The organism is Novosphingobium organovorum, assembly GCF_022832435.1.
Lineage (GTDB): Bacteria > Pseudomonadota > Alphaproteobacteria > Sphingomonadales > Sphingomonadaceae > Novosphingobium > Novosphingobium organovorum.
The window spans coordinates 29516-44171 of sequence record NZ_JALHLF010000025.1; the positions used below are offsets into that span (position 1 = coordinate 29516).

Annotated in this window: 8 protein-coding genes; 6 read left to right on the forward strand and 2 right to left on the reverse strand. The window is 64.8% G+C overall.

All coding sequences use genetic code 11. The annotated features are described in order from the left end of the window. Positions 1-95 precede the first annotated feature (95 nt). The 6 genes from MTR62_RS08810 to MTR62_RS21605 all read left to right on the forward strand — a co-directional run bounded on the left by MTR62_RS08810 (position 96) and on the right by MTR62_RS21605 (position 10983). A complete protein-coding gene (locus tag MTR62_RS08810; protein ID WP_244019204.1) occupies positions 96-2738 on the forward strand; it encodes a TonB-dependent receptor in 2643 nt (880 codons plus the stop codon). A 398-nt stretch (positions 2739-3136) separates the two neighbouring features. Beyond that, positions 3137-5944, forward strand: coding sequence for a TonB-dependent receptor (locus tag MTR62_RS08815; RefSeq protein ID WP_244019206.1), 2808 nt, complete (start codon positions 3137-3139; stop codon positions 5942-5944). Between the two features lie 178 nt (positions 5945-6122). Continuing rightward, complete coding sequence (locus MTR62_RS08820; protein ID WP_244019208.1) at positions 6123-8174, forward strand: MGH1-like glycoside hydrolase domain-containing protein; 2052 nt, start codon at positions 6123-6125, stop codon at positions 8172-8174. A gap of 199 nt (positions 8175-8373) precedes the next feature. Continuing rightward, positions 8374-8553, forward strand: a complete 180-nt coding sequence (locus tag MTR62_RS08825) for a hypothetical protein (RefSeq protein ID WP_244019210.1) — start codon at positions 8374-8376, stop codon at positions 8551-8553. 316 nt (positions 8554-8869) lie between these two features. Beyond that, complete coding sequence (locus MTR62_RS08830) at positions 8870-9232, forward strand: phage integrase N-terminal SAM-like domain-containing protein (protein ID WP_407672650.1); 363 nt, start codon at positions 8870-8872, stop codon at positions 9230-9232. Continuing rightward, on the forward strand, positions 9226-10983 hold the full coding sequence (locus tag MTR62_RS21605; protein ID WP_407672651.1) for a site-specific integrase: 1758 nt from the start codon (positions 9226-9228) through the stop codon (positions 10981-10983). The genes MTR62_RS08830 and MTR62_RS21605 overlap by 7 nt, the downstream gene beginning before the upstream one ends. Before the next feature lie 36 nt (positions 10984-11019). Here the strand turns inward: MTR62_RS21605 and MTR62_RS08835 are convergent, their stop codons facing one another. Continuing rightward, positions 11020-12231, reverse strand: a complete 1212-nt coding sequence (locus MTR62_RS08835) for a dipeptidase (protein WP_244019212.1) — start codon at positions 12229-12231, stop codon at positions 11020-11022. A 50-nt stretch (positions 12232-12281) separates the two neighbouring features. Continuing rightward, a complete protein-coding gene (locus tag MTR62_RS08840) occupies positions 12282-14654 on the reverse strand; it encodes a TonB-dependent receptor (RefSeq protein ID WP_407672652.1) in 2373 nt (790 codons plus the stop codon). Between the last annotated feature and the right edge of the window lie 2 nt (positions 14655-14656).

Sequence of the window (14656 nt, forward strand, 5' to 3'; positions counted from 1 at the left end):
TTACATCTTTTTCCTTGCAACAAATAACTCCGACAAATAATCAGCCCTTCGAAACCCGGCGCGGTAACGGCTGCGCCTTAACCTGGGAGGGTCGTATGGCGTTCAAGCCACTTGCATTTTGCACCGCATCCGTATTCGCTCTGAGCCTTGCCGGCGTCGCGCACGCGCAGGACACCACTGGCGCCGATGCCGCCGCCGCGTCGACCACCGACAGCGCCGAGCCCACCGCCCCTGAAATCATCGTGACCGGCGTTCGCGCCTCGCTGATGGGCGCGCAGAGCATCAAGAAGAATTCGGTCAACATCGTCGATTCGATCGTTGCCGAGGACATCGGCAAGCTGCCCGACAACACCGTGTCCGACGCGCTCCAGCGCGTGACCGGCGTGCAGATCCAGCGCGCGGCGGGTGAAGCCAGCTCGGTCCAGATCCGCGGCCTGTCCGACGTTGCCACGCTCATCAACGGGCGCGAGGCGTTCACCGGCACGTCGCGTTCGGTCTCGCTCGCCGATATTCCGGCCGAACTGGTCGCGGGCGTCGACGTGTACAAGACCAGCACCCCGGACATCGTCGAAGGCGGCGTTGCGGGCGTGGTGGACGTGCGCCTGCGCCGTCCGTTCGATTTCGACGGGTTGACCGTCGCGGGCGGTGTGCGCGGCATCTACAGCGATCAGTCGGACAAGAAGAGCTACGTCGCCAGCGGGCTGGTCAGCGATCGCTGGGAAACCGGCATCGGCGAAGTGGGCTTCCTGCTTGCCGCTTCGTACAACCGCCGCAAGTACCAGGACCAGGACGCGTTCAATTACGTGTCGAACTGCGTAGAAGATACGGCCGATCATTGTAACACTGATGCGCCTTATTACGGCCGCTCCATCCCCGATACCGTCGGGGGCATCTACAGCGACGGCGATCGCCGCCGTCTGGGCATCAATTCCTCACTGCAGTGGAACCCGTCCGCGGACCTCTCGTTCCACGTCGACGGGATGTATACCCGCTACCAGAACCGCTACAGCAACACCTTCTTCATCGCGCTGCCCAAGGGGGGCACGGTCACCTCGACCACGGGCTACGACGACTACGACTTCCTGTCCTCGGGTACGACCACCACGAACGCCTACACGCTCACCAGCAAGCAGGCTTACGAGGACCAGACCGACAGCTACCAGATCAACGCTGGCGGTGAGTGGACGACGGGCAAGGCCGTGTTCTCGAGCGAGCTGACCTACAACCACTCCAAGCTTCAGAACCGCAACGTCATCGTCGATACCTCGTTCAACGCGCCGTCGATGACGATCGACAACGACAACGGTGGCACGCCGCACATTTCGATCACCGGCGTCGACATGACCGACCCGTCGAACTACACGCTGCGCACGCTGTTCGACAACCACTCGGTCGCGGTGAGCGAGCAGTGGGCGTGGCGGGGCGACATGCGTCTCGACATCGATGGTCCGTTCCTGAAGAACATCAAGATCGGCACGCGCTACACCCACCGCACGGTGGATTCGCAGGCCACCACCTCGTCCGGCATCGCCATTACCGATGCGGTGACGATGGACCAGCTTTCCTCGGACGCCTACACCACCTCGCCGACGGGGCTGGTCAAGGGCGCGACCGGGATCGGCCAGTTCCTGGTGATGGACACCAATTACCTGCTCAACAACACCGACACGATCCGCGAACTGTTCGGCCAGGCCGACGGCGCGCGCGCCTATGACCCGGCGAACGCCTTCTCCGACGTGGAAGACACCTATGCGTTCTACGGCTCGTTCGAATACGGCTTCGACATCGGTTCGATGCCGGTCACCGGTGTGGGCGGCGCGCGCGTGGTCAACACGGTCGAGAGCCTGACCGGCTACGACGTCAGCAGCGACCAGAACTATCTCGACATCCTGCCCAGCATCAACGCCAAGGTGGGCCTGTCGGACACGCTGTTCCTGCGCCTGGCCTGGGGCAAGACGCTCACTCGTCCGCAGTTTGCCGATCTCAACCCGCTGGTCAGCTATTCGCCGAGCGGCGCGACCGGAGACAACGGCGTGTACGGCAGCGGTTCGGGCGGTAACCCGGACCTCACGCCGATCCGTTCGACCGCCTATGACGCCAGCCTCGAGTTCTACCCGAGCCGGTCGACGTCGTTCACGGTTGGTGGCTATTACCGGACCATCGATGGCTACATCCAGACCTACTCGGTCGAAGAGCTTGGCACCGATGGGAACAACTATCTCGTCAGCCGTCCGCGCAACACGCATAACGGCTACCTGGCCGGGGCCGAAGTTGCCTACCAGCAGTTCTTCGACTTCCTGCCCGGCGCGTTCAGCGGCCTTGGTGTCCAGCTCAACGGCACGTACAGCGACGGCAAGACCGACGATCCGCTCAACGGCGGGCGCCAGCGCATCGTCAACGTGTCGCACTGGTCGTACAACGCCGTGGCGATCTACGAGAAGTACGGCATCTCGGCGCGTCTCGCCTACAACTGGCGTTCGAGCTACGTGGTCAGCTATAATTCTGGCGGCGATCAGGCAGGGACGATCATGACCGATCCGACCGGCCAGCTCGACTTCTCGGCAAGCTACGACGTTACCCCCGCGTTCACGCTGACCTTCAACGCCACCAACATCACCGATCGCACCTACCACGACCGGTTCAAGGGGCTGAACGGCGACGGCGTCTACAGCGACACCCCGCGTGACACGCGCACCTATGACCGCACGTTCGAGTTCGGCGCGCGTTTCAAGTTCTGACCGGGTCGGTGTGGCCGGGGCCTTGCGGGGTTCCGGTCACGCCGCCCGCCATCTGCGGGTGAACGGCGCGGTTGCGGCGTGCTCTCGGGTGGTTTGCGGGGCGCTTTCCAAGACCGTATTTGTAGGCGTTTATCGGCTCCCTTGTGGGGCCTTTTTTGTGTTCAAATCGAGATATTTAGCCAATTTTGGCGCGCTGGCGGGCAAATTGTTTGCGGAGCGGGGCGAGGATTTGCTGGTAATTAGTAGGACAAATAAGTACTGGATGCAGAGTCAGCTTGCTGGGTGGTCACAAAACCAGCGGTGCGGCTTTCGCGCTTTCTCGCAACCCTGGTCCGGATGCGAGGGCGTGATGAACCAGACAGAGACCGGTAAGGCCGGTTTGCATTCGGGAGGGACACATGAAGGGCTCTAAGGTATTCGTCACTACAACTGCGTCTTTGATCGCCCTGTGCGTGGCCGGGGCGGCGCAGGCACAGACGCAACCCGAAGCGACGGCGGACAAGCCCAAGGCTGATCCGAGCGCCGAGGAAATCATCGTCACGGGCGTTCGCGCCTCGATCCTGGGCGCGCTCAACACGCGCAAGAACAACGTCCAGATCGTCGATTCGATCGTGTCGGAAGACGTCGGCAAGCTGCCCGACAACAACGTCGTCGAAGCGCTCCAGCGCGTCACCGGCATCCAGATCACCGACCGCGCCAGCGGCGAGGCGCAGACCGTCACCATCCGCGGCCTGCCCGATGCGGTGACCACGCTCAACGGCATCAACGTCTTCACTTCCTCGGGCCAGTCGTTCGCGCTGCAGGACATCCCGGCTAACCTCGTCAAGGCGGTCAACGTCTACAAGACCCGCGCTGCCGACCAGCTCGAGACCGGTCTTGCCGGCCAGATCGACGTCAGGACCCGCCGTCCGTTCGACTTTGACGGTTTCGCCGTTTCGGGTCAGATCCGCGGCACTTACGACGAGATCGCCAAGACCTACAACCCGAGCGGCGCGCTGCTGATTTCGGATCGCTGGGAAACTGGCATCGGCGAGATCGGCCTGCTGGTCAACGCCAGCTACACCAAGGCCAAGTACCGCACCGAATCCGCGACCGCGGGCGCACTGGTGCCGTTTGCGACCGAAAATCCGCCGACGGGCTCCGGCTTTTCGCCGCTCGAGCGCATCTTTCCCGGCAACAACAACGAAAACTGGGAGCCCGGCCTTGATGCTGGCTTGCCGACGGCATCGGGCTCGACGCTCAACATCAAGGGCGTTGACGTGCCCTATTATCTTTCGCGCGATGCGGTGTTCTCGTCCGATCTTTATGGCGAACGCAAGCGCCCGGCCTTCAATGTCGCGCTGCAGTGGGCGCCCAATTCCAGCTCGGTCTACACCGCCGAAATGTTCTACACCGGCTTTCGCGGGTCGACCTACAACAGCCTGATGTTCAGCTTCGTCGACTGGTGGGGCAACCCCGGTGACTTCGAAGTCTATGATGGCACCAACATCATCAAGAGCCGCACCGTCGACGATGTCTATGGCTTCAACTCGGGCGACTACACCAAGACCAGCACCGACAGCTACATCTACCACCTCAACGGCCAGTGGGACGTGGGTGATGGCGACGGCAAGATCACCGGCGACCTGAGCTACCAGACCAGCACCTACAAGACCGCGTTCATCGCCATGCGTACTTTCCGCGTGGCCGACCAGATCACCGCGGACTTCAATGCGGGTGGCGGCATTCCCTCCTACCACTTCTCCGACGACAGCCTGCTTACCGATCCTTCGGTGTGGACCGTGGGCGAGCTTTACGACAACGCGGGGCGCGACCAGGGTAACGCCGTCACCGGCCAGCTCGACGGTTACTACGATTTCCACGACGGCTTCTTCCGCAAGGTCAAGGCGGGCCTGCGCGTCGATGACCGCAAGGCCTCGAGCTACATTCGCACGCAGGACGCGGTGGCGCTGGGGCAGAACATGACCACGCTGGGCGATGCGGCCTACTTCACCAACTCGAGCTTCTTCTCGGGCGCCGGTGACGTTCCGCGCAGCTGGGTCAACGTCAAGGGCTCGTGGCTCTATAACAACGCCGATACGGTGCGTTCGCTCTACGGTCTGCCGACCAGCGACGAGCTTTCGCTGGGCAAGACCTTCAACATCGAGGAAGTCACGATGTCGGCTTACCTGATGGCCGACGCGCAAGTGTCGATCTTCGGTAATCCGCTCGATATCGAGGCGGGCGTTCGCTATGTGAATGTCGATACGAACTACGACTTCTACGACCGTTACGACAACTTCGCGCAGACCACCGTGTCGACCGGATCGGCCAAGTTCCTGCCCAGCTTCACGCTGCGCTACGAAGTGACGCCGAGCGTGCGCCTGCGCTTCAACTACGGCGAGACGCTGCGCCGTCCGGCCTTCACCGACATCAACCCGACCTATTCGCTGACGGGGGATCTCACCAACCTGGGCTACGGCAGCGGCTCGGCGGGTACGGCGACGCTCCAGCCCACGCATTCGAAGAACTACGACCTCGCGCTGGAGTGGTATTTCGAGCGCAACAGCGCGCTCACCGTGACGGGCTTTCGCCGCGAGATCTCGGGCCTGGTCGTGCCGATCAGCAGCTACGAATACATCCCCAACAACGGGATTTCGGCGGGCGCGACCGATTACTTCTCGATCACCCGTCCGGCCAACGCGTCGAACGGCGTGCTCAAGGGGGTCGAGGTGGGCCTGACCTACTTCCCGACCTATCTGCCCAGCGTTCTGGATGGCCTGGGCTTCCAGGGCAGCCTGACGGTGCTCGATTCCAACCAGTCGATCCCCGAGACCGACGAGCTGGGCAACATCACCGGCTACACCCAGTCGGCCTTCTTCAACGTCTCGAAGCTGTCCTACAACGCCACGCTCGCCTACGAGCGCGGCCCGATCGGCGCGCGTCTTTCCTACGTGTGGCGCCAGGCCTTCCTGCACAACAACGAGGCCCGGCTCTTCGCCAACCCGATCGGGGTCTGGTACAAGTCGTCGGGCTATCTCGACTTCCAGCTGACCGCCGACATCAAGGACGGCATTGCGCTCACCTTCGATGCGCGCAACCTCACCAAGGAAATGCAGCAAAGCTACTACAAGTACGGCAGCGCGGGCGGCGCCCAGACCGACAATCTGCAAACCGCGCTGGTGCCGCGCACCTTCGCGATCGGCGCGCGCTTCACGTTCCAGTAATCGTTTCGTCAACCCGCGAGGGGCGCCTCGGCGCTCCTCGCGGGTCCTTCCAGAGACGGCCGTTTTTTCGCGGGGTTCGCATTCCTCTCCAGAACGCTTCGGGAAACGGCCGTCTCGCTTTTTATCGGAGTTGGCAGCAGGCATGATACGGCGCAAAGGCAGGGCAGCGGGTCTCCTCGTGACAGTGGGGATCGTGGCGCTCGCCCTGATCGGCGCCGCACCGCCCGGTGATGCCCCGCCGCCCGGCGGTGGCGCGCCGCGCGCCGCCATGGCTGAGCCGGTTCATCTCGACACCCGCGCCATCGCCCGCCAGCGCTTCGGCAACGATGCGCCCTGGTATCAGGACCGCATCCCTTACTTCGAAAGCGCCGACCCCCGGATCGATGCGGTCTATTACTACCGCTGGTCGATCTACCGCGCGCACCAGCGCGACCTCGGCGACAAGGGCTATGTCACTACCGAATTCGCCGACGATGTGGGCTGGCAGCGCGAACCCTACGCCAGTCTCAACGATGCGAGCGGCTTTCACATCGCCGAAGGGCGCTGGCTCAACGACCGGCGCTTTGCCGACGACTACATCAACTTCATGTACGAGGGCGGCAACGATCGCCACTTTACCGACTACATGGCGGACTCGGTCTGGGGGCGCTACCTCGTCGACGGGGACAAGGCCGCGGTGGAACGCCACCTCCAGGTCATGCGCCACATCTACGGGCTCTGGGAGGACCACTACGACTGGTCCAAGGGGCTTTACTGGGTCGAGCCGCTGCTCGATGCGACCGAGTACACCGTCTCCTCGATCGATGCATCGGGCGGCAAGGACGGCTTCACCGGGGGAGAGGCTTTCCGCCCCTCGATCAACAGCTACATGGTCGCCAACGCGCAGGCGATCGCGAAGATCGCCGGGCTTGCCGGAGACGCTGCGCTGTCGGCGGAATTCACGTCCAAAGCCAAGGACTTGCGCGCGCGCATGGTCGAGGACTTGTGGAATCCCAAGCTGGGTCATTTCACCGACCGCTTCAAGGTCGACAACGCCTACGTTCATTACTGGGACCTGATCCGCGCGCGTGAACTGGTCGGCTATCTGCCCTGGACCTTCGATCTCGCGCCCGACAGCGCGTCCTACGCCCAGGCGTGGAGCCACCTGCTCGACCCGGCCTCGCTCGGCGGCGAGGCGGGGATGCGCACGGTCGAGCCGGGCTACGAATACTACATGCGCCAGTACCGCTACGAAGGCACGGCGCGCGAGTGTCAGTGGAACGGTCCGGTCTGGCCCTACCAGACCACGCAGGTGCTGATGGGCATGGCCAACCTGCTCGACCATTACACGGACCACGGACCCGTCACCCGCAGCGCGTTCATGCGGCTGCTGCGCCAGTACACCCAGCTGCATTATCAGGGCGACCGGCTCGATCTGGAAGAGGACTACGATCCCGCCACCGGCAAGCCGATCGTCGGGCTTGCCCGCAGCCACCACTATTTCCACTCGGGCTACAACGATCTGATCCTGAGCGACGTGGTGGGCCTGCGCGCGCGCGCCGATGACGTGCTGGAGATCAACCCGCTGCTGCCCGATGCGGGTGATCCGCAGGCGCTGGCCTGGTTCCACGCCGAACGCATTCCCTACCATGGCCATGAGATCGCGGTGACCTGGGATGCGGACGGAACGCATTATCACGCCGGGGCCGGGCTCAGGGTTTCGGTCGACGGCGCGGTCGTCGCCCGGCGCGAGACGCTGGGGCGCATCACCGTGCCGCTCGCGCGCAAGGCGGACGGGCCGATCGCCCGCCCGATCGATCACGCGGTGCAATTGGTGCGCGGCGATTACCCCAAGGCCAGCGCATCGAGCGGGGCCGAGGCGGAGAACCTGCACGACGCGATCGACGGGCGGCTCTGGTTCTATCCCGAACTGCCCAACGGCTGGACGTCCGAGCCGGGGAAGGGCGCGCAGTGGTACGCGCTCGACTTTGGAAAGGAGGTCGCGCTTGATAGTGTGGAGCTGGCCTTCTTCGACAACGGCGGGCAAATCCGCGCGCCGGGGCGCGTGGTGATCCAGGTCTGGCGCGATGGGGGCTGGAGCGATGCCGGGCAGGCGCGAGCGCTGCCCAACGGCGTGACGCGCATTGCGCTTGCGGGCGGTGTGCGCACCGGAAAGCTGCGCGCGGTCATGACCCCTGCCGGGGGCAAGGCGGTCCGGCTGGTCGAACTCAAGGCCTTGTCGGGCGGATAGCCGCCTCCGGCATGGACCGGGGCACGCCGGCTTGCCTCACGCGCATGAAAGATCCGGTTCGGGGCCTGGTCGGTGCGGATGCTGGCGTCATCGCCACACCCGGCTTTTTCATTCTTTGGAAAAGCCGGGACGACTTTATCCGAATGCCAGGAATAGCGCACCGCGCCTAAAGCCTCTCCAGCAACAGGAGACACCGGTCATGGCACAATTCGTCAAGCAAATCGGCGGCTATCCCCGCGCCATCGCGCAAGGCGCGCAGCCGGTCATCATCGCCTTCAGCGTGGCTGGTTTCACCGGAGGCGCGCTCTCGGCGATCGGCTTCCTCGCCAGCCAGGCCTGCCGGAAGACCACAATCCGCATCGCTGCGGCGATCGCATAGGCGTGAGAAGGTCCGCGTGATCTGCACGCACCGGCCGGTCCCGAACATGCGCTCAGGCCAGAACCCGGAGCGCTTGATGCGATTAGCTGATCGCAAAGCCGATGAAGCCGGACCTGCGGCTTTTCTGGCGGAAGGGATCTAGCCGGACGGGGTCGGCGTATCACACCGCCCGCAACGGGGTGCGTGCCGAAATGCTGCCGTGCGCCCTTGCACGAACCCGCTCGCGCGGGAGGGGCGCGTGGGGCGATGTGGCGTGGTATATGCAGGCCTTTAGCGGGGCGAGGCTGGCAGTTCCTTTAACGGAGCGCAACGTGCCATGACTGTCTCGATCACTACCGCCCCGATCAGCCCGCTGCGCCAGCGGATGCAGCACGACATGATGATGCGGGGGCTCGGTCCACATACCCAGAAGGATTATGTGCGCCATGTGAAGCGCCTGGCGGCCTTCCTCAGGCGCCTCCTCAGGCGCCCTCCCGATACGGCAACGGACGAGGATCTTCGCCGCTTCCAGCTCATGCAGCATGAGAGCGGGGTCAGGCCGAGCACCATCAACTCCGCCGTGTCGGCGCTGCGCTTCCTGGATGACGTCACGCTCAGGCGCCGCGATCTGGCGCGGGCCTGCGTGTGTCGGAAGTTGCCCACCTCAAGGTCGACGATATCGACAGCACGCGCATGCTGATCCGGGTCGAACAGGGCAAGGGCGGCAAGGATCGCAATGCCATGCTCTCGCCCCAGCTGCTCGAACTGCTGCGGATGTGGTGGCGAGAGGGCAGGAAACCCGTGATGATGTGGGTGGCAAAGTCGCGAGATAGGCCAGACCAAGTTCTGCGGGTGGCGGCGGGGAGAGGCTATCGCCTTGCGACGTTCGCGGGTAGGCTTGGGGGGAGCGTAGGCGCCCGCGCCGTGGCAGCCTGGGCAATCGATGAGGGGGCAAGGCAGTTGGTATTCCGGGGCTTGGCGCAGGCTTTGCGGCGTTGGCGGCAACGCGGCTGGGAGCGGCCTGGGGGTGGCCGCTCGACGGGGGATCGGAGCGGCGTTGTCCTGTCCACAGCGACCCGCGCGGCGTTGCTGGGCGTCTTTCTTGCGCTCATCGTCTTTCGGCTGCGGCATGCCTGGAGCGGGGGGCGGTTCCTGAGCGAGGAAGGCACGATCTTCTTTGCCTATGGCTGGCACCGGCCGGTGGGCGAGGCGCTCTGGCGCTCGTTCGCGGGCTATCTCAACCTTGGCGCGAACGCGGCGACTTTGCTGGCGGTCCAGTTCGTGCGCCGGGGCGTGCTCGGGCTCGAGCAGGCGCCTTACGTGACGATGGCGATCGCCACGGCGTTTCAGGTGCTGCCGGCCGCGCTGCTCCTTGGCGCGCAGGGGCGCGGCCTGCAATCACGGCGCGCGGTGATCGTGTGTCTTTTGCTGATGGCGATCAGCCCGATGACCGAGGAAGTCTTTGCCAACAGTCTGCACATCCAGTTTCACCTGACCTTGTGCGCAGGGCTGATCCTCGCCTTCGACACGCCCGAACGTGGCTGGCGGCGGGGGCTTTACGCCGCGCTGCTCGTGCTTGGCCCGTTGTGCGGCCCTGGTACGATCGTCCTGCTGCCCCTTTTCGTACTGCGCGCGCTGGTCGAAAAATCGACGCGCAGGATCGAACAGAGCGCTGCGCTCAGCGTGGGGGCGGCGCTCCAGCTCGGCCTGTTCTTCATCCAAAGCCCGCTGCGTGGTCATTCGCTCGACCCGGTGACTTTGCTCGATTTGCTGGCCCTGCGCCTGGGCGTGATGCCGCTGTTCTCGGCTCCGGTGGCAAGCGTGCTGGGCGCGGCGGCGTATCGCGCGGCGGCGGGGCACGGCATCGTGTGGTGGTCGCTGGCGCTGGGCGGCGGCGCCTACTTTGCGCTTCTCCTTGGCTTGGCGTTGCGAGACCGGCGTGATCCGGCGTTCTGGCTGATCGTATCGGGGCTGCTGCTGGCGGGGGTGTCGTTCGGTCTTGGAATGTTGCCACTTGCGCCCGGGTCGGCGTTTCTCGTCGCGGCATCGCAGCGATACAACTATGTGCCGCTGGTGTTGATGGGATGCGGTATCGTGGTCCTGTCCGAGCGGACGGGGACGCGCTGCGCCGGGGTGTTCCGTGTGCTGACGATCCTGATGGTTGCCTCCGGAGCGCTGACTTTTGGCTTTGCCCTGCCGGGGTTGGCGCGCGGTCCCGAGTGGGCGGACGAAGTGGCGCGCTGGCGCTCGGATCGCGACTACCCGTTGCGGGTCTGGCCCGAGGATTGGCGGGTCGACCTGTCGTCCCGGGATCGCGCGTGTCCGGACAGCCCACGCGCGGATCCGTCTGTACCGGGTTACTGCGAAGGTTCGTGGGCGGCGCATGTCCTGCGCGATGCTGCGCCGGTGCGCCCGGACCACGCGGGGGAGGGGGCGGGCGACGGCTCCTGACCGGAACCGCCGCCCGGCGACTTGGGGATCAGGCTCTTACTTCTGGCGCGCGGCTTCGGCCTTGGCCAGCAGGCGCAGCACGTTGCCGCCCCAGATCTTGGCGATGTCCTCACGCGAGTAGCCGTGGTCGAGCAGGGTCTGGGTGATGCGCGGCAGGCCGCTGGCATCCTCGAGCCCGGCCACGCCGCCACCGCCGTCCCAGTCCATGCCGATGCCCACGTGATCGGGCCCGACGACCTCGAGCGCGTGGAGCAGGTGCTTTTCGAAGTCGGCATAGGTCGGCCGGTCGGTATCGGGGTACTGCGCATCGATCGCACGGCGTTTGGCGAGCAGGGCCTGATAGGCCTCGGGGGTCATTTCCTCGCCTTCGTGCATCGAGGCGAACAGCGCGCCCATCGCCTTTTGCCGCTCGGGGTTGGGCTTGGCCGCGCGCAGGTAACTGCCGAAGGAATTGATCTGGATGACCCCGCCATGTGCGGCGAGCTTGCGCAGCAGGTCATCCGAGACGTTGCGCGGGTGATCGTAGACGGCCTTGCAGCCCGAGTGCGAGAGCAGCACCGGGGTGGTCGACAGGTCGATCAGCTGGTTGAGCACGTCGTCGCTCGAATGCGAGGCGTCGACCACCATGCCCAGCTTGTTGGCCTGCGCCAGCAGGTCCTTGCCGAGCGGGCTCAGGCCATGCCATTTCGGGCCAGCGGGATCGGTCGAACTGTCCGCGAACTGGTTGTTGCGAAAGTGCGCAAAGCCCATCAGGCGCACGCCCATCGCGTAGAACAGCGAGGCGAGCGTGGGGTCCTGCGCCAGTGGATAGGCGTTTTCGATCGACATGAAGACGATACGCTTGCCCGCCGCCTTGATTTTGGCCGCATCGCCGCTTTCGAGCGCGAGGCCGAAGGTCTCGGGGTGGGCGGCGACCATCGTGCGGATGGCGAGCCCGCGCTTGACCGCAAAGTCGCGCGCTTCCTCGAAATGTTCCGCATCGAGCGGGCCCTGCGGCGTGTAGATCGCCCAGAACCCGCCGTCGAGCGCGCCCTTGACCATGCGCGGCACGTCGACCTGGGTATAGTCGGCGTGGACGTCGTGGTCGTCCATGATCGACCAGCCGGGCAGGTCGAGCGAGGCCGGGGTATCGAGGTGGGTGTCGAGCGTGACGAGCGACTTTTGCAGCGCGGTGGCCTCGGCCAGCGTGGCCTTTTCGGCGGCGCTTGCGGGATCTGCGGTGCTGGCGGCGAGAAGCGGGAGCAGCATAGCTGCTCCCGCCAGGAGGGACTTGGGGAAACGTGTAAGGGCCATGAGGCTCAGATCTCCGCGGAGAGGGTCATCTGGAACGTGCGCGGCGAGAGCGGACGGAAGTAGCCGTCCGAGGACACCGCAGAGTAGATATAGCCGATCGCCTGCTTGTCGAAGATATTGTCGAGGTTGGCGCGCAGCTTGATCGTCTTGAGCGGGCCCATCGTCCAGCCATCGCCGATGTCGACGTAGCCGCTGAACACGGTGTAGGCCTTGACCGGGTAGTCGTTGGTGTAGTCGGCGTAACGCTTGCCGGTGTACTTGCCCGAGATGTTGGCGACCAGCCAGCTCGCCGGTTCAACTGTCATGCCGCCCGAGATGAGCCACTTGGCGTTGTCGGGAATGTTGTTGCCGGCAATCGCGTAGGTGGTGCTGGCGGTGACCAGGTCATCCTTGAAGGTGGCGTTGTTGTAGGTCACGTTGAGGTTGAAGTAAGCCAGCCCCTTGAGGAAGGCGGGCTTGTACGAGCCCGAAAGTTCCGCACCGTAGGCCTCGACCGAACCGACGTTGGTATAAAAGCTCTCGGTCGCGCCCGACGAGCCGGGCAGGATCGAGGTGATCGACTGGATGCGGTTGTCGAACATCGTGTAGTAGCCCGCCAGCGAGGCGAAGAACTGTCCCTGGCTCGAACGGATGCCCAGTTCGAAGTTGCGGGCCTTTTCGGGATCGGGCGCGGGGACGGTGTCGGCCGTGTCGGTAAAAGCGGTGGCGTAGATGTCGTCCATGCCCTTGGGCAGCGCGTAGTTCTCCGCGTAGGAGGCGAAGATCTGGGTGCGCGTGTCGAGGTGGTAGAGCAGGCCCACGCTCGGCAGGAAGGCGTCCTTGTAGTGCGCGCTGTTGAACTGCGGGCCCCAGCCAGCGACGTAGCTGCCGTTCACCGAGCGGTAGTAGTCGGCGTAGTTGCGGTAGCCGCGCTGGCTGTAGTCGAGGAACAGCGACTTGATGCCGATGTCGACGTCGAGCTTGTCGTCGAACAGCGCGATGCGGTCCTTGATGAACAGCTGGGTGGTCTCGCGCTTGGAGTGGTAGTTGCGGCGGTAATAGACCACCTCGGACAGGTCGGCCGCGCTGGCGGGCGAACCGTCGGTGGTGTTGTAGCGCGCCTGGGTGCGGTGGTACTTGTCCTCTTCGGCCCAGATGCCCGCCTCGATCGTGTGCGCGCCCAGTTCGGCGTGGATCTTGGCGGTGATGCCGTAGCGATCGCCGCTCACACCGGACAGGCCGTACTGCACGCCCTTGGGCGCAACCACGTCGAGCCCGGCGGCGGCTTCGGCCGAGTAGATCGAATAGCTGTTGTCGTAGCTGTCGGGCGAGACGCCGTAGCCAGCCTTGTCCTCGTAGTAGCCGGTCGCTTCGGCCCACACGTTGCTGGCGATTTCGCCGTGCAGCGTGCCGCCGTAGAGCTTGTCGTTGCGGTGGTTGATCGCCAGGCCATAGTAGTTGGTGTATTCGCTGTTCGAATACTTCACGCCCGACGTCGTCTCGGCGTAGTCGTAGAGCGTGCCGGTATAGCCGTAATAGCGCCCGCAGTTGCCGTCATCGTCGGTGATCCCGCTCGAGCAGTTGAGCGTCGCGCGCGAGACCGTGGGCGAATCGTAGTCGTGGAACTTGTTCGAGACGAACTTGAAGCGCGCCCAGCTGCCGCCGCCAAGGTCGGCGTGGAGCTGGCCTTCCCAGTGCTCGCGGTTGACCGTGCCCGCGCCGCGCCACAAGTCGCTGTCGAGCTTGGTGCGGCTGACATAGGCCTTGAACGGACCGACCTTGCCGGTGCTGGCGCGGATGAAGGTGCGCTTCATGCTGAAATCACCAAAGCTCTGCGAGACGAACAGGCCCGGATCGTCCTGCGGCTCGATCGAGACATACTGCACCATCGGCCCGAGCGAGGAGTAGCTGGGCATCGAGACGTCGCCCGCACCCGGCGAGGCTTCGACGCGCGCGAGGTTCTCGTTGTCGACATAGCGGAACACCGGGCTGCCGCCAAAGGCGTCCGAGCGGCCGGTCGGGATACCGTCGACCACGAAGCCGATCTGGTCGAGCGCGAAGGCGCGGGTCTGGACCGAGTTGCCGAATTCGTAGAGCCCGAGCGCGCCGTCGGTCTGCACGTTGAAGCCGGGCAGCGTCTCGAGCATCTTGAGCCCCGAAATGCCCGAAGGAGCCGAGAGCAGCGCCTCGCGCGTGACCGCGACGGTGTTGGTTACCTTGCCGGTGCCGATCGCCTCGTCGGCCTCGGAGACGCGGCGGCCGGTGACCATGATCGCGCTGGTATCGACGGTGGTCTTGGCCGAGGTCTCGGTGCTGTCGTCGCTGCTCTGGGCCTGGGCGGCGGCGGGCATCAGCGCCAGCGCGCCGACCAGGGCGCCGCTCGCGCAGGCGCCGCGCAGGC

Bases quoted from the DNA above. Each gene is read 5' to 3' on its own strand.
- MTR62_RS08810 (WP_244019204.1), top strand. From the start codon at position 96: ATGGCGTTCAAGCCACTTGCATTTTGCACCGCATCCGTATTCGCTCTG.
- MTR62_RS08815 (WP_244019206.1), top strand. From the start codon at position 3,137: ATGAAGGGCTCTAAGGTATTCGTCACTACAACTGCGTCTTTGATCGCC.
- MTR62_RS08825 (WP_244019210.1), top strand. From the start codon at position 8,374: ATGGCACAATTCGTCAAGCAAATCGGCGGCTATCCCCGCGCCATCGCG.
- MTR62_RS08830 (WP_407672650.1), top strand. From the start codon at position 8,870: ATGACTGTCTCGATCACTACCGCCCCGATCAGCCCGCTGCGCCAGCGG.
- MTR62_RS21605 (WP_407672651.1), top strand. From the start codon at position 9,226: ATGCTGATCCGGGTCGAACAGGGCAAGGGCGGCAAGGATCGCAATGCC.
- MTR62_RS08835 (WP_244019212.1), bottom strand. From the start codon at position 12,231: ATGCTGCTCCCGCTTCTCGCCGCCAGCACCGCAGATCCCGCAAGCGCC.